Annotated in this window: 17 protein-coding genes; 10 read left to right on the top strand and 7 right to left on the bottom strand. The window is 62.7% G+C overall.

Annotated elements, in window-relative coordinates:
- Positions 1-267: 267 nt before the first annotated feature.
- Positions 268-1,137 carry a LysR substrate-binding domain-containing protein gene (locus ACSBQV_RS08205; protein ID WP_033642340.1) on the top strand — a complete coding sequence of 290 codons (870 nt, stop codon included), beginning with the start codon at positions 268-270 and terminating at the stop codon, positions 1,135-1,137.
- Here ACSBQV_RS08205 and sseA read toward each other — a convergent pair.
- A complete protein-coding gene (gene sseA, locus ACSBQV_RS08200) occupies positions 1,134-1,979 on the bottom strand; it encodes a 3-mercaptopyruvate sulfurtransferase (RefSeq protein WP_046686649.1) in 846 nt (281 codons plus the stop codon). The two genes, ACSBQV_RS08205 and sseA, sit on opposite strands and share 4 nt — an antisense overlap.
- Positions 1,980-2,086: 107 nt before the next feature.
- Here sseA and ACSBQV_RS08195 point away from each other — a divergent pair, with 107 nt between their 5' ends.
- Positions 2,087-2,509 (top strand): NUDIX hydrolase, encoded by a 423-nt coding sequence (locus ACSBQV_RS08195; RefSeq protein WP_033642342.1) that lies wholly within the window; start codon positions 2,087-2,089, stop codon positions 2,507-2,509.
- Between the two features lie 10 nt (positions 2,510-2,519).
- Here ACSBQV_RS08195 and ACSBQV_RS08190 read toward each other — a convergent pair whose 3' ends face one another.
- The 3 genes from ACSBQV_RS08190 to ACSBQV_RS08180 all read right to left on the bottom strand — a co-directional run bounded on the left by ACSBQV_RS08190 (position 2,520) and on the right by ACSBQV_RS08180 (position 5,725).
- Positions 2,520-3,185 carry an epimerase gene (locus ACSBQV_RS08190; RefSeq protein ID WP_033642343.1) on the bottom strand — a complete coding sequence of 222 codons (666 nt, stop codon included), beginning with the start codon at positions 3,183-3,185 and terminating at the stop codon, positions 2,520-2,522.
- Positions 3,182-4,207: an AraC family transcriptional regulator gene (locus tag ACSBQV_RS08185; protein WP_033652681.1), complete on the bottom strand. Its 1,026-nt coding sequence runs from the start codon at positions 4,205-4,207 to the stop codon at positions 3,182-3,184. The genes ACSBQV_RS08190 and ACSBQV_RS08185 overlap by 4 nt, the downstream gene beginning before the upstream one ends.
- An 81-nt stretch (positions 4,208-4,288) precedes the next feature.
- A complete protein-coding gene (locus ACSBQV_RS08180; protein ID WP_099785223.1) occupies positions 4,289-5,725 on the bottom strand; it encodes a PLP-dependent aminotransferase family protein in 1,437 nt (478 codons plus the stop codon).
- Between the two features lie 180 nt (positions 5,726-5,905).
- On the opposite strand from ACSBQV_RS08180, the gene ACSBQV_RS08175 reads away from it, so the two are divergent.
- The 3 genes from ACSBQV_RS08175 (at position 5,906) to ACSBQV_RS08165 (ending at position 8,079) form a co-directional block, all read left to right on the top strand.
- Positions 5,906-6,088, top strand: a complete 183-nt coding sequence (locus tag ACSBQV_RS08175; RefSeq protein WP_099785221.1) for a DUF1127 domain-containing protein — start codon at positions 5,906-5,908, stop codon at positions 6,086-6,088.
- Between the two features lie 9 nt (positions 6,089-6,097).
- Positions 6,098-6,721, top strand: coding sequence for a glutathione S-transferase family protein (locus ACSBQV_RS08170; RefSeq protein ID WP_099785219.1), 624 nt, complete (start codon positions 6,098-6,100; stop codon positions 6,719-6,721).
- A 227-nt stretch (positions 6,722-6,948) separates the two neighbouring features.
- Positions 6,949-8,079, top strand: coding sequence for a Gfo/Idh/MocA family protein (locus ACSBQV_RS08165; protein ID WP_099785217.1), 1,131 nt, complete (start codon positions 6,949-6,951; stop codon positions 8,077-8,079).
- Between the two features lie 101 nt (positions 8,080-8,180).
- Here the strand turns inward: ACSBQV_RS08165 and ACSBQV_RS08160 are convergent, their stop codons facing one another.
- The 3 genes from ACSBQV_RS08160 to ACSBQV_RS08150 are packed head-to-tail and all read right to left on the bottom strand — an operon-like array spanning position 8,181 to position 11,312.
- The gene (locus ACSBQV_RS08160; protein ID WP_033652684.1) at positions 8,181-10,052 is read right to left on the bottom strand and encodes an amidohydrolase; all 1,872 of its coding nucleotides are present in this window, start codon (positions 10,050-10,052) and stop codon (positions 8,181-8,183) included.
- A 21-nt stretch (positions 10,053-10,073) separates the two neighbouring features.
- Positions 10,074-10,619, bottom strand: coding sequence for an antibiotic biosynthesis monooxygenase (locus ACSBQV_RS08155; protein WP_099785215.1), 546 nt, complete (start codon positions 10,617-10,619; stop codon positions 10,074-10,076).
- 48 nt (positions 10,620-10,667) lie between these two features.
- Complete coding sequence (locus tag ACSBQV_RS08150) at positions 10,668-11,312, bottom strand: hydrolase (protein WP_004939390.1); 645 nt, start codon at positions 11,310-11,312, stop codon at positions 10,668-10,670.
- 140 nt (positions 11,313-11,452) lie between these two features.
- Between ACSBQV_RS08150 and ACSBQV_RS08145 the strand changes: the two genes are divergently transcribed.
- The 5 genes from ACSBQV_RS08145 (at position 11,453) to osmF (ending at position 15,488) form a co-directional block, all read left to right on the top strand.
- A complete protein-coding gene (locus tag ACSBQV_RS08145; protein ID WP_033642350.1) occupies positions 11,453-12,364 on the top strand; it encodes a LysR substrate-binding domain-containing protein in 912 nt (303 codons plus the stop codon).
- Between the two features lie 41 nt (positions 12,365-12,405).
- Complete coding sequence (locus ACSBQV_RS08140) at positions 12,406-12,780, top strand: cell envelope integrity TolA C-terminal domain-containing protein (protein ID WP_033652687.1); 375 nt, start codon at positions 12,406-12,408, stop codon at positions 12,778-12,780.
- 140 nt (positions 12,781-12,920) lie between these two features.
- On the top strand, positions 12,921-13,397 hold the full coding sequence (locus ACSBQV_RS08135; RefSeq protein ID WP_033642352.1) for an OsmC family protein: 477 nt from the start codon (positions 12,921-12,923) through the stop codon (positions 13,395-13,397).
- A gap of 89 nt (positions 13,398-13,486) precedes the next feature.
- Positions 13,487-14,545, top strand: coding sequence for a fatty acid desaturase (locus tag ACSBQV_RS08130; RefSeq protein WP_099785213.1), 1,059 nt, complete (start codon positions 13,487-13,489; stop codon positions 14,543-14,545).
- Between the two features lie 13 nt (positions 14,546-14,558).
- Positions 14,559-15,488: a glycine betaine ABC transporter substrate-binding protein OsmF gene (gene osmF / locus ACSBQV_RS08125; protein ID WP_033650522.1), complete on the top strand. Its 930-nt coding sequence runs from the start codon at positions 14,559-14,561 to the stop codon at positions 15,486-15,488.
- The last annotated feature ends 26 nt before the right edge of the window (positions 15,489-15,514 follow it).

Below are 15,514 nucleotides of genomic sequence, written 5' to 3'. Positions count from 1 at the left end.
GGAGAGCGGCCCGCATCCCGCGAGCCGCAAATGAATATGCAATATTGATAATGATTATCAATATCACATTGAGCTGTCAACCCGCGGCGCAGTGTGGTCAAAGGGAGCGGACAGAGGGGCAGAACCGGCGGGCAGGGTAAAACGGTATTGCATCGCGAGCATAAGGATTCTCCGGAAAGACATTGACCCGGAGAGCGTGACACGCCATCTTTATCAGTAAAATCGGTATTATTTTGATTGATGGTTCAGAAAATCAGGATGGTCAGCATGGGGCGAATAACGTTCGATCTCGAGGATTTGCGCAGCTTCGTCACCGGCGTCGAGCTGGGCAGCTTCGCCAAGGCGGCTGAACGGCTGGGGCGTTCGACGTCGGCGGTCAGCGCCCACCTGAAAAAGCTGGAACAGCAGGTTGGCGCGCCGATCCTGCGCAAGGCCGGGCGCGGCATGGTGATGACCGAGACGGGGGAGACCCTGCTCGGTTACGCGCGCCGCCTGCTGGAGCTTAATGACGAAGCCGCCGCCGCGGTGCGCGGGCTGGATCTGCAGGGCACGGTGCGGCTGGGGCTGCAGGAGGATTTCGGCGAGACGTTTCTGCCGCAGGTGTTGGGCAGCTTCGCGCGCGCCAATCCAAAGGTGAGGATCGAGGCGCGCATCGCGCGTAATGCCGAGCTGATCGACTGGGTGCTGAAAGGCCAGCTGGATCTGTCGCTGGCGTGGGATGGCGGTCTGAGCACGCCGTTTCATCAGGCGCTGGGGCAGCGGCAGTTGCACTGGATTGCGTCGCCCGGCTTCGCGCTGGCGCCCTGGCGAGAAGGGGATGAGCCGTTGCCGTTGGTGATGTTCGACGCGCCCTGTCTGATGCGCAGCGCGGCGACGCAGGCGCTGGATCGCGCCGGCATACCCTGGCGCATCGCCTTTAGTAGCCGCAGCCTGAACGGCGTGTGGGCGGCGGTGAGCGCCGGGTTGGGCGTTACGGTGCGCACGGCGGCGGGCTTGCCGCCCGGCCTGTCGCCTCTGGCCCCCGATCTGCTGCCCGCTCTCGGCCAACTCGGCGTGGTGTTGCACCGCGCCGAGGATCAGCCTTCGGCCGCCGTGCAGCGGCTGGCGCAGATCGTGGTCGAGCGGATCGAAACTTAATCTTGGGCGATAGGCTGCTTGCCGCTCAGCTGGCCCCATTCGCTCCAGGCGCCGTCATACAACTTGACCTGCGGCGCGCCGAGCGACAGCAGGCCAAACGCCAGCACCGCCGCCGTCACGCCGGAGCCGCAGCTGGTGATGATTGGGCCGTTGATGTCCACCCCCTTGTCGCTGAAGGTTTGGCGCAGCGCCTCCAATGATTTGAAGCGGCCGTTTTCCAGCAGCTCGCCGTACGGAATGTTGATGCTGCCGGGAATATGGCCGCGGTGCAGGCCGGGGCGCGGCTCTGGCGCTTCGGCATAAAAGCGCGGCGCGGCGCGCGCGTCGAGAATTTGCACCGGCGTGCCTAACGCTTGCTCCACTTGCCGCATATCCACCACCGCGTCGGCGTTGAACCGGGCGTTGAACGTCTGCGGAGCAGGCTGCGCCGGGCCGGTTTCCAACGCTTGCCCCAGCGCGGTCCAGCCGTTCAGCCCTTCATCCAGCACATAGACGCGCTCGGCGCCGAAATTGCGGAAAGTCCACCAGCCGCGCGGTGCGGAGAACTGGTTGCCCTCGTCGTAAATCACCAGAGTATCGCGCTCGCTGATGCCCAATTGGCCCGCCGCCGCGGCGAATTCCACCGCCGTCGGCAACATGTGCGGCAGCGCAGTGTTTTTGTCCGCCACGTCGTCGATATCAAAATAGACCGCGCCGGGGATATGGCCGCGTTCGAACTCGGCAAGCATGTCTTTTTTCGGCGTCAGCCCGACCGGCGACATCCGAACGTCGATCACCACCAGATTTTCATCGTTGATATGTTGCGCAAGCCATTGGGGAGTCACCAGAAACGGAGAGTTCATCGTCATTGTTCGCCTGTTGTGAAAACGGATTTTCACTATACACCAGGCCGCGCGGGGATGAAGTATGATGTTCAGTCAAAGGCGATGGGGCCGGGAGCGGAGAAATCATGACGGACGAGGCGTTTGGCGGGGCCAAGATCGCGCTGCTGTGCGACGGTCTCTTGCTGGTTTACCAACGGGACGACAAGCCGGGCATTCCGTGGCCCGGTCAGTGGGATCTGCCCGGCGGCGGGCGGGAAAACGGCGAAACGCCGCTGCAGTGCGTGCAGCGGGAAACGCGGGAAGAGTTCGGCGTGGCGATCGCCGAACACCAGGTTGTCTGGCGCCGGCGCTACGCCGGCATTTTGCCCGGCTCCCCGCCGACCTGGTTTATGGCCGGCGAGATCGCCCCGGCGCAGATCGCCGCCATTCGCTTCGGCGACGAAGGCCAGCGCTGGCGGATGATGCCGGTGGCGCAGTTTATTGAGCATCCGCAGGGCATCGAGCATCTGCGCCGCCGGGTGGCGGAGTATTGGCGGCGGCGCGGTTGATGACGGTATTTCAGCGCGTCGCCAGTTGATTGATCTGCGGCGGCTCCAGGATGCGCAAGGCAGTTTCCCGGCGCGCCACCGCCAGCATCGCCAGCCCGATTCGTTCGGTGCTGCTCACCTGCGCGGGAAACAGTCGCAATGCGCCGAGCCACAGCGGCTTGAACAGCCGATAAATCAGATCGTATGCGCGGACTTTGGAGCGAATGCCGTGCAGCGGCACAATGGCGCCGGGGCGGAACATCACCGCGTGGAACGGCAGCGCCAGCAGCGCGTTTTCGGTGGCGCCCTTGACCCTGGCCCACATGCTGCGGCCGCGTTCGCTGCTGTCGGTGCCGACGCCGGAAACGTAGAGAAAGACCATCGTCGGATTCAACCTCGCCAGCGGGCGGGCGGCGGCCAGCGTCAGATCGTAAGTCACCGCGCGATACTCGGCTTCGCTCAGGCCGGCGGACGAAATCCCCAGGCAGAAGAAACAGGCGTCATAGCCGGCGAGCTGTGGCTCCAGCGCCGACAGATCACGCAGATCGGGCAGGGAGAGCTGGCGCAGCTTGGCGTGGCTTTGCGCCACCGGGCGACGGCCGATGCTGAGTACTTCGCTGACGCGCGGATCGCGCAGGCATTCCCGCAACGCGCCCTGGCCCACCATGCCGCTGGCGCCGAAGATAATCACTTTCATGCTCTGTTCTCCCACTGGCCGGCGGTGCGCTGCATGCGCCAGCGGCTGGGCGTCAGCGCTTCCCACTGAATAAAGGCGCGGCTGAACGAATTCAGCTCTTCGAATCCCAGCACAAAGGCGATTTCCCCTGGCTCAAGATCGGTCTCCGCCAACAAGCGGCAGGCGGTGCGGTGGCGGGTTTTGTCCAACAACTGCTGGTAGCTGTAGCCGTGTCGTTGCAGACGGCGCTGCAGCGTGCGCGGGCTGAGATAGAGCTCCGCGGCCACGCTGTTGACGCTGGGGCGCTGGCCGCGCATGCTGCGGCCGAGGATCGTCATCACCTGTGTGGGCAAGTCTTGCTCGGCGCGCGCTTCGGCCAACTCGGCTTCCAGCTCCGGCAGCAGCAGCGCCAGCATGTCCTGGTCGTGGGTGATGAGCGGCTGCTGCATCAGCGCACGGTCAAATACCAGCACGTCCAGCGGCGCGTCGAATCGCACCGGGCAGCCGAAGTGGCGCAGCAGCGGTGAGTGGGGATCGCGACGGCGGGTCACTTCAAGCGCCTTGGGCTGCAGCGGTAAACCGGTGCCACGGCGGCACAGGGTGGTGATAGAGGCGAACATGGTGTCTATCAGCAATTCCGGCGTATGGTCCTCAATCATCGTCCAACGCGTATGCAGCCGAACGCTGTCGCCATCTTCCTCCAGCATCAGTTCTTCCGGGCACACCAACCGTTTGTAGCGAGCGACTTTACGCAGGGCCTCGCCCATCGTGGCGGAGTGCAGTGCGGCGACCGACGCGATATCGTAATGCTCCGGCGCGACGTCGCCGCCCAGCCGCAGACCAAAGGCGGGATCGTCGCTCAGTTGGGCGAGGGCGCGCCAGACGGCGAAGAACTGCTGGGTGGTCAACCGCACTTTTACGCGCCGCTCGCTGAGCAGCCCGGCGGGCAAGCCGGCCAACTGACCGACCCGTTCGAGATCGACGCCTTGCGCCGCGAGGCGCACCGCCAACGCGTTGGAAACCGGAATTTGATCGCTGCTCATGGTTGTTGCCTGCCAGTGGTAAGAGAAGGCATTACTCTAAAACAGCCTGTCCGTGCGCCGATAATCCGATCGCGTCAAGATTTAATCCGATTGCGCCAAACTGTCGGTTGGCATCAGCGCCTGGATGGTGGCGCCGACCCGTTGTACCGCCTGTTCGATCTCCGTCGTCAGCGTCGGCGCATAGTTGATGCGCAGACAGTTGCGGTACTTGCCGGCGGCGGAAAAAATGCTGCCGACGGCGATTTGCACGCCTTGCTGTTCAAGATGGCGGTTCAGCCGCAGGGTGTCGAACGCCTCGTCCAGTTCGATCCACAGCATAAAACCGCCGCGCGGCCGGCTGACGCGGGTGCCAGCCGGGAAGTATTTCAGGATCAGATCGGTCATGCGGTCGCGGTTTTGCTGGTAGCGGGCGCGCATGCGCCGCAGGTGCTTCAGATAGTGCCCGCCGCGGATGAAGTCGGCGATCGCCAGCTGCGGCTGGGTGGCGGTGGCGCCGGAGCCGATGAACTTCATGTGCAGCACCCGCTCCAGATAGCGGCCGGGCGCGATCCAGCCCACGCGCAGCCCCGGCGCCAGCGTTTTGGAAAACGAGCTGCACAGCAGCACGCGGCCATCTTCGTCGAACGATTTGATGGTGCGCGGCCGCGGGTAGTGATAGGCGATGTCGCCGTAAACGTCATCCTCGATGATCGCCGCGTCGTGGCGCTGCGCCAGCGTCAGCAGCCGCTGTTTATGGGCGTCGGGCATGATGTAGCCCAGCGGGTTGTTGCAGTTGGGCGTCAGCAGGACGGCCTTAACCGGCCACTGTTCCAGCGCCATCTCCAGCGCCGCCAGGCTGACGCCGGTCAGCGGATCGGTGGGGATTTCCAGCGCTTTGATGCCCAATCCCTTTAGCGTTTGCATGGTGCCGTGGAAGCAGGGGGAATCGACCGCCACGATGTCGCCGGGTTGGCAAACGGCGCGCAGCCCGGCCGAGATCGCTTCCTGACAGCCGGTGGTGATCAGCAACTGATCGGCGCCGATTTGGCAGCCGGAATCCAGCAGCAGGCGAGCGACCTGTTCGCGCAGCGCAGTCACGCCCTGAATGCTGTCGTAATACAGGCTGCGCAAGTCGCCGTGACGGGCGGCGTTGCGCAGGGCGACGATCAGCGGTTTCATCGTCGGCTCGGCGATGTCCGGCATGCCGCGCCCCAGTTGGATCAGGCCCTCGCGCGGCCGGGTGCGCACCAGTTCCAGCACCTGTTCCCATTGCGAAATGTCCACCGGCCGCTGCGTCGGCGCCGTCATGGCGGGCAGCTCGGCCTGCGTGCGCTGCGCATGCACGAAGTAGCCCGATTTCGGCCGCGCTTCCACCAGGCGCTGTTCTTCCAGCAGGCGGTAGGCTTGTTGCACCGTGCTGATGCTGACGCCGTGTTCCAGGCTCAGTGCACGCACCGAAGGCAAGCGGTGGCCGACCGGATACAGCCCTTGCTGAATGCGTTGGCTGAGAATGGCGGCCAGCGTGGCGTAGCGTGTCATACAGATATCCCTCATCAGGAAAAGTAACCGAAAAACCGGTACAGATGCCTCAAAAGTAAACCATTCAGCGCATTTTGGTATGCAGCTGTATGAAAAAAATAGCGCTAACGTGCATCTGTATTGTTTTTTGCCCGGCGCGCATCATCACAACAAGGCGAAAACATCAGGGGGAATAATAAGATGGCTCTGTTTGATGGCATGACGACGTGGCGACGGGTAGGCTGGTCACGCTGGCGTTGGTATTTGTTGCGTCTCAGAACGCGCAGAGAGTTACTGCTGCTGAACGACAGGCAACTGGCGGATATCGGCCTGACGCGGGCCGATGCCTGGCGAGAAGGGTATAAACCGTTCTGGAGAGAATAAGGAAAGCGGATGCTGAAATTATTGGGCAAAGCCTCATCGATCAACGTGCGCAAGGTGCTGTGGACCAGCCATGAGCTGGGGCTGACGCTGGAACGGGAAGACTGGGGCAGCGGCTTTCGCTCCACGCAGGAACCCGAGTTTTTGGCGCTCAATCCCAACGGCCTGGTGCCGGTGCTTATCGACGGCGCACGGGTGCTGTGGGAATCGAACACCATTTGCCGCTATCTGGCGGGGCGGGAAGGGCGCCGCGATCTGCTGCCGCAGGAACCCGGCGCGCGCGCGGCGGTGGAGATGTGGATGGACTGGCAGGCCACCGATCTGAACGGCGCCTGGCGCTATGTGTTCATGTCGCGAGTGCGCGGGCATGCGGATTACCAGGATGCCGCCAGCCTGGCCGCCGCCGAGCGCGAGTGGAATCGGCTGATGGGCTTGCTGGATGCGCATTTGGCGCAGCACGGCCCTTACGCCGCCGGCGCTGCCTTCACGCTGGCGGACGTGGTGCTGGGGCTGTCGCTCAACCGCTGGCAGATGACGCCGTTCGAGCGGCCGGAGTATGCGGCGCTGGCGGCCTATCAGCAGCGCCTGCTGCAACGCCCTGGCTACGTTCAGCACGGTGCCAACGGTTTACCGTAATATGAAATAAATGGTTCATTTTACCTTATCCGGATACGGCAACGCCGCGTTCGGATTTTCCTTTTGCATCATCCTGTCAACGTTTCATGAACGACATCACGAATCCGAACTTTCTTTTTCCGTGCGCTTGTTATTGAAATTTATATTCCATATAAAACCGTTATCAGCTGGCGCGTTTCACTCAGGGCGCCGGGTTTCAGGCAAGATTTCGGTCACGGGAGAGGATGATGAAACAGGTACGCGTTGGGTTAATCGGCACCGGCTATATCGGGCGTTGTCACGCTATCGCTTATGCGCAGGCCCCCACGGTATTTCCCCTTAAAGGGGATCTGGTGCTGGAGATGCTGGCGGAGGTGACGCCTGAGCTGGCGGCGCAGCGCGCGGCCGAGTTCGGCTTTGCGCGTTCGACGGGCGACTGGCGGCAGCTGGTGGCCGATCCGGCGATCGACGTGGTGGATATCTGCGCCCCCAACTTCTTGCACAAAGAGATGGCGCTGGCGGCGATCCACCACGGCAAGCACGTGTATTCGGAAAAACCGCTGGCGCTGGACGCCGCCGACGCGGCGGAGATGGTGCAGGCCGCCCGCGCCAAGGGCGTGAAAACGCTGGTGGGTTTCAACTACATGAAAAACCCCACCAGCCAGCTGGCGCGCGAGATCATCGCCAACGGCGAAATCGGCGAGGTGGTGCATTTTTACGGCACCCATAATGAGGATTACCTGGCCGACCCGCGCACGCCGATCGACTGGCACTGCCGCCGCGCCAGCGCCGGGCTGGGCGCGTTGGGGGATCTGGCGGCGCATATCGTCAATATGGCGCACTACCTGGTGGGCGATATCGTGGCGGTCTGTGGCGATATGCAGACCGTGATCAAACAGCGGCCGGATCCGCAAGACCCGTCGCGTATGCATCCGGTGGAAAACGAAGATCAGGCCGGCGCGCTGCTGCGTTTCGCCGGCGGGGCGATGGGCACTATCGAAACGTCGCGCATCGCCTGCGGGCGCAAGATGGGGCTGACCTATGTGGTTACCGGCACCAAAGGCACGCTGAGTTATACCCAGGAACGGATGGCCGAACTGAAGCTGTATCGGCACGATGAACCGGCGGAGCGGCAGGGGTTCAAGACGTTGCTGGCGGGGCCGAAGCACCCGGACTACGCAGCATTCTGCATCAGCGCCGGGCACGGCATCGGTTTTAACGATCAGAAGACGGTGGAGATCCGCGATCTGGTCAACGGCATCGCCGCGGGCGATCGCATGTGGCCGGACTTTGAAGAGGGCTGGAAGGTGTCGTGCGTGCTGGACGCGATAGCCGCCTCCGCCGAGCAGCGGCGCTGGCTGGAGATCAACCGCGATTGAAAAGAAAATGGCGCTCTCCGCGGACAGCGCCATTAATTTATTATGTTGCTAGCTTAATAGCTTATTAAATTAATTTTATAATAAGTAATTGGCTTGATAACTTAGAACGAGAAGCACGAACAGCCGAACGCGCCCCAGAAGGCATTCTCGTCCGACACCGGGATGCTGGAGCGGCGCGCGATGTCATGCTGGTGCGCGTGCACGCCGCACGGGCCGCAGCATTGGTGCGCCTGGCTCACTACCCCGACGCGGGCCGCCGCCGACGGCGGCGCGGAGCGGTAATGGCCCGGCACCTGGGTGACCGGCGACCACTCCGGCAGCACAGGCAGCGGCGGCGGCGCCAGCGGCGAGAAGCTGCCGGCGGCGTAGACCACCTTGCCGTCCACCACCGTCATTACCGACTCGATGCCTTTGATCTGCTCTTCCGGCACGCTGAAGTAGTCCTGCGACAGCACCGCCAAATCCGCCAGTTGGCCGACTTTGATCTGGCCTTTCTTGCCCTGTTCGGTGGAGAACCAGGCGCTGCCCTGGGTCCACAGCATCAGCGCCGTTTCGCGATCCAGCCGGGCGCTGTCGTCGTACATCGCCATGCCGCCGACGGTGCGGCCGGAGACCAGCCAGTACAGCGCCGTCCACGGGTTGTAGCTGGCGACGCGGGTGGCGTCGGTGCCCAGCCCGACCGGCAGCTCGGCCGCCAACATTTTCGCTACCGGCGGCGTATGTTTGGTGGCTTCGATGCCATAGCGGTCGGCGAAATATTCCCCCTGGAACGCCATGCGGTGCTGGACCGCAATGCCGCCGCCCAGCGCCTTGACGCGCTCGATATTGCGCTCGGTAATGGTTTCGGCGTGGTCGAACAGCCAGTGCAGGCCGTTGAACGGAATATCGCGGTTCACCTTCTCGAACACGTCCAGCATGCGGCTGATGGATTCGTCATAGGTGGCGTGCAGGCGGAACGGCCAGCGGTGCTCGACCAGATGGCGCACCACCCGCTCCAGCTCGTCTTCGGTGCCCGGCGGCAGATCCGGGCGCGGCTGCAGGAAGTCTTCGAAGTCGGCGGCGGAAAACACCAGCATCTCGCCGGCGCCGTTGTGGCGATAGAAGTCGGTGCCCTGGCCCGGTTTGAGCATGTCGGTCCACAGCTCGAAGTCTTCCAGTTCCTGCTTCGGCCGCTGGGTGAACAGGTTATAGGCGATGCGGATGGTCAGCTGCTTTTTCTCGTGCAGCTCGGCGATCACCTGATAATCTTCCGGGTAGTTCTGGAAACCGCCGCCGGCGTCGATGGCGCTGGTGAGGCCGAGGCGGTTCAGCTCACGCATGAACTGGCGGGTGGAGTTGACCTGCTGTTCCAGCGGCAGCTTCGGCCCTTTCGCCAGCGTGGCGTACAGGATCATGGCGTTGGGTTTGGCGATCAGCATGCCGGTCGGGTTGCCGTTGGCGTCGCGCTGGATCTCGCCACCCGGCGGGTTCGGCGTGTCTTTGGTGTAGCCGACCACTTTCAGCGCCGCGCGGTTGAGCAGCGCGCGATCGTATAAATGCAGAATAAATACCGGCGTGTCCGGCGCCGCCTGGTTGATTTCGTCCAGCGTCGGCATGCGGCGTTCGGCAAACTGGAATTCGGTCCAGCCGCCGACTACTCGCACCCATTGCGGGCTCGGCGTGCGCAGCGCCTGCTCTTTTAACATGCGCAGCGCGTCGGCCAGCGAAGGCACGCCTTCCCAGCGCAGCTCCAGGTTGTAGTTCAGGCCGCCGCGGATCAGGTGCAGATGCGAGTCGTTCAGGCCCGGAATGGCGGTGTGGCCGTGCAGATCGATCACCTGCGTTTCCGGCCCGGCGTGTTGCATGACTTCGGCTTCGCTGCCGACCGCCAGAAACTTGCCGTCGCGAATGGCGACCGCCTGCGCGGTGAGGTTTTGGCGGTCAACGGTGTGAAATTTGCCGTTGGTGAGGATCAATGAAGCGTGGTGGTTCATAACATTCTCCCGGCGAACCGCCTAGCGGCGGATCAGCCATTGATGAAAAACGCGAGTCACGATGGGCATCCACAGGTACACCACCAGGGCGACCACGGTGGCGTCATTGAGAAAATGGCCGAGCAGCGTGCCGTTCAACTGCGGCAGCGTCAGCCCCCAAAACCAGGGCACCAGATTGGTGGAAGGGAAGATCACCAGCAGGGTGATGATGAACTGCTTCCACTGGGGCGGTTGGCGCACGCCGGGGTTGGGCGGGGTAAACCAGAACTCCGCGCCGGGGCGGATCTCGATATGGTCATTCTCCAGCAACAGCGGAGTGACTTCTTCGATGTATTGCTTGCGCAGCGGCGAGTTGAGCCAGCGGTAGAGATTATCGACATTGTCGAAGCGGACCAGCACCGTATAGGCCTGTTCGCTGTCGGATGGGCGGATGACGTTGACGCCCAGATGGCCGGTGAAGCCCGCGGCGTCCGGCATGATGCGGTTCAGCCAGGCCTCATAGGCCTGCTCGTTCCCCGGCGCCAAACGGTGGGTGATCACCAGCGTGACATGCTGCGGATGGGCCATAAAACCGACTCCTGAAAATACCCCGGCGCGGGGCCGGGGCAGGGGGAATTATTTCACCGTGCGGGCCGGTGCGTGGTGCACCATGGTGTAAGCGTAGTCGACGCCCATGCCGTACGCGCCGCTGTGTTCGCGCACCAGCGCCATCACCGCGTCGTAGGTGTCTTTGCGCGCCCAGTCGCGTTGGTACTCCAGCAGCACCTGCTGCCAGGTCACCGGTACGGCGCCAGCCTGCACCATGCGATCGATCGAGCGCTCGTGCGCATCGACGGAGGTGCCGCCGGAGGTGTCGGTCACCACATACACTTCATAGCCGGCTTCCAGCGCCATCAGCGCCGGGAAGGTCAGGCACACTTCGGTCCACAGCGCGGAGATCACCAGCTTTTTGCGGCCGGTGGCTTCCACGGCTTTGACGAAGGCCGCGTCTTCCCAGGAGTTCATCGAGGTGCGTTCAATCGGGGTGATTTCAGGGTGTACCGCCAGCAGCTCCGGCCAGATATAGCCGCTGAAGCTTTCGGTTTCGACCGAGGTGAAAAGGGTAGGAACGTTGAAAATCTTGCCTGCCTTCGCCAAACCAACAACGTTGTTTTTCAGTTGCTGACGATCAATATTAGCCACGCCGAAGGCCATTTGCGGTTGATGATCGATAAAAATCAGTGCGGAGTTGTCTTTATCAAGCAGTTGAAACTTGGACATAATTTACCTTCCCAGTGATATTTCGGTTGAACATCTGATGAGTGTAACGCCGATAAAACCCATGGTAGGCAGAGGGCGATTTCAAAGATACCGCAGAATTTTTGCCGACTTGTTGAGTTTTTTTATACACGGGAGAAAACATGAGATTAAACCTGGAAGCGCTGCTGATTTTGGATGCGCTGGACCGGCACGGATCTTTCGCCGCCGCGGCCGCCGCACTGTTTAAAACCCCTTCGGCACTGAGTTATATGGTGCAAAAGCTCGAGAACGATCTCGACATCACCCTGCTCGATCGCTCCGGCCATCGGGCGAAGTTCACCGATACCGGCAAGCTGATGCTGGAAAAAGGGCGGGTGCTGCTGCGCGCGGCGCAGGATCTGGAACAGCAGGCGCGCTATGTCGAAAACGGCTGGGAAAGCGAGATCACGCTCGGGATCGACGCCTCCTTCCCGTTTGCCCGCCTGTTGCCGCTGATAGAAGAGTTCTACCGGCAGCATCACCATACCCGGCTGCGCTTCAGCCACGAGGTGCTGGCCGGCTCCTGGGAGTCGCTGGTTTACGGCTGCGCCGACATTATCATCGGCGCCATCTGCGAGCCGCCGTCGCGGGTGGGCTATGCGTTCAGCCGCCTGGGGCAGCTGGATTACGTGTTCGCCGTCGCGCCGCAGCATCCGCTGGCCGCGCTGCCGGAACCGTTGCCGAAGGATGAGATCCGTCAGCACCGGGCGGTGGTGGTGCGCGATACCTCGCGCGTCAACGCGCCGCAGAGCCTGAACCTGCTGGAAGAGCAAGACACGCTGACGGTCTTCGGCTTCGACGCCAAGCTGCAGGCGCAGCTGGCCGGGCTGGGCTGCGGCTATCTGCCGCGCGCCTTGGCGGAACCTTACCTGAACAGCGGCGAACTGGTGGCGAAACGCGTCGAATCGGAACGTTGCAACGACATCGCCTACTTTGGCTGGCGGGAAAGCGCCAGCGGCCTGGCGGCCAAGTGGTGGCGCGAGCGGCTGCAGCGTTACGCGGATGACGGTGAGGCTTACCCAGCGGCGCAGTAAGGGCGCTCGATAAAGATTAATCCCCAATAAGGACATAGGGAATGAAAAAGACACTAAGCCTGTTGGCGCTGTTGCTGTTGAGCGGCTGCGGCGCGGGCGCCGGGCGTCAGGCCGGCACCCCCTTGCCGTCGCCGCAGGCCGAGGCGCCGGTTGCGGCGCCGCTCAGCTATCCGGTGCGGGTGCATAACGCGGTGAGCCGCGAGCTGCGTTTGCCGGAGCACGCGCGCGGCCAACGCTGCACCATCAGCATCCGTTTGCGGCCGGACGGGAAACTGGCGAGCAGCAAGATCGTAAGAGGCGATGCGCCGCTGTGCGCGGCGGCCAACGCGGCGGTGCAGCGCGCGCAGTTTCCGCCGATGGCCAGCGCCACAGAGTACGCGCTGTTCAACGCCGTGGTGCTCGATTTCGTTCCCTGAAGGGATGTGACCGACGGGCCGCCTGCGCGGCCCGTTTTTTCTCGTTTCACCGTTTGCGTATTCACGCTTTTCCGCCAATAGTGTTCTCCGGGCATGCACCCAGACAATTTTTCATTGGCCGGCCAACGGGAGCAAAAGACATGAAAGGCGAGCATCATTATCAGGTCTCGGTGACCTGGCAGGGAAATCTGGGCGCAGGCACGGAAGATTATCGCGCTTATGGACGCGATCACCTGATCGGCGCCGTGGGCAAGGCAGATATCGCCGGCTCAGCCGATCCGGCCTTCCGCGGTGACGCGACGCGCTGGAATCCGGAGGATTTGCTGGTGGCATCGCTCAGCGCTTGCCACAAATTATGGTACCTGCATCTGTGCGCCACCTCGGGGATTTCGGTGCTGGCCTATCAGGACGATGCCGTGGGCGTGATGCGCGAAGACGCCGCGCGCGGCGGCTTTTTCACCTCGGTGACGCTGCGGCCGCAGGTCACGGTGCGCGACGGCGACGATCTGCAACTGGCGCAACAGCTGCATGAGAAGGCGCATCACCTGTGCTTTATCGCCAATTCGGTGAATTTCCCGGTGGCGTGCGAACCGCAGGCCGCGTACGCAACCCGCTGAATTTTCACTTAGCTTTGCCATTTTCGTTATTTTGAACGTCACTGCGGCTCACGGATACTGGGGGGAAATCCCCAACCGCGAGCCGCAGCATGTCCCACGCCCACTATTTGCACCCCGAACAACGCGACCGGATCCGGCGGCTTTATCAGCGTTGGTACTGGCGGCTGGAACTGCCCACCTGGGGGATCATGGCGGCAGTGTACGGCGGCTGGTTTGGCGTGGCGCATTATTGGCAGGCGCTGGGCCCGTGGCTTGGCACGCCGCTGCTGATCCTGCTGACCACCGGGTATATGTCGCTGCAGCATGAGCTGATCCACGGCCATCCGACGCGCCGGCCGCGCGTCAATCAGCTGTTCGGCCTGTTGCCGCTGGCGGTGTGGTATCCCTATGGGCTGTATCGCGATTCGCATCTGCGCCACCATCGCAATGAACACCTTACCAATCCGCACGAAGATCCCGAAAGTTACTACTTCAGCGCCGCGCAGTGGCGGCGTTATCCCCGCCTGTTGCCGCTGCTGGCCGCGGTGCGTAATACGCTGATCGGCCGGGTGCTCCTCGGCCCGGCGCTGGATATCGCCGCGACCCTGGCCGCGGCGGTGAAGGCGCTTGCCGGTGGCGCATGGCGCGTATGGGCGATGTGGCTGGTGCACCTGTCGTTGTTGGCGGCGCTGCTGCACTGGCTGCAGGCGCAGGGTATCGGTACGGCGTTTTACCTGTTGGCCATCAGCTATCCGGCGCTGGCGCTGACCAAGGTAAGATCGTTTTTTGAGCATCGCGCCGTGGACGCACCGCAGGCACGTTCTATTATTAATGAGGCGGGCTGGCCGTGGCGGCTGTTGTTTCTCAATCTGAACTACCATTTAGTGCATCACGATCTGCCCGGCCTGCCCTGGTATGGTTTGCGCGAAGTCTATCTGGCGGAACGCGAAGCGTATCAGCGCCGCAGCCAGGGATTTGTCGCGCAAGGCTACGGCGAGTGGCTGCGCGATTACGCGCTGACGCCGATCGACGTCGGCGTGCATCCGCTGAGCGCCGGCGAACGGCGGGAGGAACGCGGTGCCCGGCCGAAGAAAAACTTTATTGCGCGCTGGAAGCGCGTTTCTCAGGATTTTCCAACCGAACTGGCCCATGAGCCAGAAAACATATAACCAGAGGAAAAGTATGGCAATCACCTTATCACGCGGACGTTCCTTTGCCATCGCGCTGGCTCTGCTGGCCACCGGCGGCCTGGCGCAGGCGGCCGACTCGGTACGCGTCGGCTCCAAGATCGATACCGAAGGTTCGCTGCTCGGCAACATCATCGTGCAGGTGCTGGAAGCCAACGGCATCAAAACCACCAATAAGCTGCAGCTCGGCACCACCAAGGTGCTGCGCGGCGCCATTACCTCCGGCGAGATCGACATTTACCCGGAGTACACCGGCAACGGCGCGTTTTTCTTCTCCGATGAGAAAGATCCGGCATGGAAGAACGCCCAGGCCGGCTTCGAGAAGGTGAAACAGCTCGACTACGACAAAAACAAAATCGTCTGGTTGGACGCGGCGCCGGCCAACAATACCTGGACTATCGCCATTCGGCAGGACGTGGCGGACGCCAACCATCTCAAAACGCTGGCGGATCTCGGCAAGTGGATCAACGGCGGGGGCAAGTTCAAGCTGGCGGCCTCGGCGGAGTTTATCGAGCGGCCGGATGCGCTGCCGGCGTTCCAGAACGCCTACGGTTTCAAGCTGAATCAGGATCAGCTGCTGTCATTGGCCGGCGGCGACACGGCGGTGACTATCAAGGCCGCGGCGGAGCAGACCTCCGGCGTCAACGCGGCGATGGCCTACGGCACCGATGGCCCGGTGGCGGCGCTGGGGTTGCAGACGCTGGCGGACCCGAAAGGCGTACAACCCATCTACGCGCCGGCGCCGATCGTGCGCGAAGCGGCGCTGAAAGCGCACGCCAATCTGCCTGAACTGCTGAAACCGGTGTTCGCCTCGTTGGACGGGCCGACGCTGCAAAAGCTCAACGCGCAGATCGCTGTGGAAGGCCAGGACGCCAAACAGGTGGCGGCCGCTTACCTGAAAGAGAAAGGATTTGTTAAGGGATAACGCCGAGGTGCCCCCTCTTGCTACGG

It is taken from the genome of Serratia sp. B501 (assembly GCF_051172315.1).
Taxonomy (GTDB): Bacteria; Pseudomonadota; Gammaproteobacteria; order Enterobacterales; family Enterobacteriaceae; genus Serratia; species Serratia ureilytica.
The sequence above is the reverse complement of the archived record's forward strand: the minus strand, read 5'-3'. Positions and strand labels throughout refer to the sequence as shown.

Excerpts from the sequence above, each read along its gene's own strand:
- ACSBQV_RS08205 (WP_033642340.1), top strand. The coding sequence starts at position 268 with ATGGGGCGAATAACGTTCGATCTCGAGGATTTGCGCAGCTTCGTCACC.
- sseA (WP_046686649.1), bottom strand. The coding sequence starts at position 1,979 with ATGAACTCTCCGTTTCTGGTGACTCCCCAATGGCTTGCGCAACATATC.
- ACSBQV_RS08195 (WP_033642342.1), top strand. The coding sequence starts at position 2,087 with ATGACGGACGAGGCGTTTGGCGGGGCCAAGATCGCGCTGCTGTGCGAC.
- ACSBQV_RS08190 (WP_033642343.1), bottom strand. The coding sequence starts at position 3,185 with ATGAAAGTGATTATCTTCGGCGCCAGCGGCATGGTGGGCCAGGGCGCG.
- ACSBQV_RS08185 (WP_033652681.1), bottom strand. The coding sequence starts at position 4,207 with ATGAGCAGCGATCAAATTCCGGTTTCCAACGCGTTGGCGGTGCGCCTC.
- ACSBQV_RS08180 (WP_099785223.1), bottom strand. The coding sequence starts at position 5,725 with ATGACACGCTACGCCACGCTGGCCGCCATTCTCAGCCAACGCATTCAG.
- ACSBQV_RS08175 (WP_099785221.1), top strand. The coding sequence starts at position 5,906 with ATGGCTCTGTTTGATGGCATGACGACGTGGCGACGGGTAGGCTGGTCA.
- ACSBQV_RS08170 (WP_099785219.1), top strand. The coding sequence starts at position 6,098 with ATGCTGAAATTATTGGGCAAAGCCTCATCGATCAACGTGCGCAAGGTG.
- ACSBQV_RS08165 (WP_099785217.1), top strand. The coding sequence starts at position 6,949 with ATGAAACAGGTACGCGTTGGGTTAATCGGCACCGGCTATATCGGGCGT.
- ACSBQV_RS08160 (WP_033652684.1), bottom strand. The coding sequence starts at position 10,052 with ATGAACCACCACGCTTCATTGATCCTCACCAACGGCAAATTTCACACC.
- ACSBQV_RS08155 (WP_099785215.1), bottom strand. The coding sequence starts at position 10,619 with ATGGCCCATCCGCAGCATGTCACGCTGGTGATCACCCACCGTTTGGCG.
- ACSBQV_RS08150 (WP_004939390.1), bottom strand. The coding sequence starts at position 11,312 with ATGTCCAAGTTTCAACTGCTTGATAAAGACAACTCCGCACTGATTTTT.
- ACSBQV_RS08145 (WP_033642350.1), top strand. The coding sequence starts at position 11,453 with ATGAGATTAAACCTGGAAGCGCTGCTGATTTTGGATGCGCTGGACCGG.
- ACSBQV_RS08140 (WP_033652687.1), top strand. The coding sequence starts at position 12,406 with ATGAAAAAGACACTAAGCCTGTTGGCGCTGTTGCTGTTGAGCGGCTGC.
- ACSBQV_RS08135 (WP_033642352.1), top strand. The coding sequence starts at position 12,921 with ATGAAAGGCGAGCATCATTATCAGGTCTCGGTGACCTGGCAGGGAAAT.
- ACSBQV_RS08130 (WP_099785213.1), top strand. The coding sequence starts at position 13,487 with ATGTCCCACGCCCACTATTTGCACCCCGAACAACGCGACCGGATCCGG.
- osmF (WP_033650522.1), top strand. The coding sequence starts at position 14,559 with ATGGCAATCACCTTATCACGCGGACGTTCCTTTGCCATCGCGCTGGCT.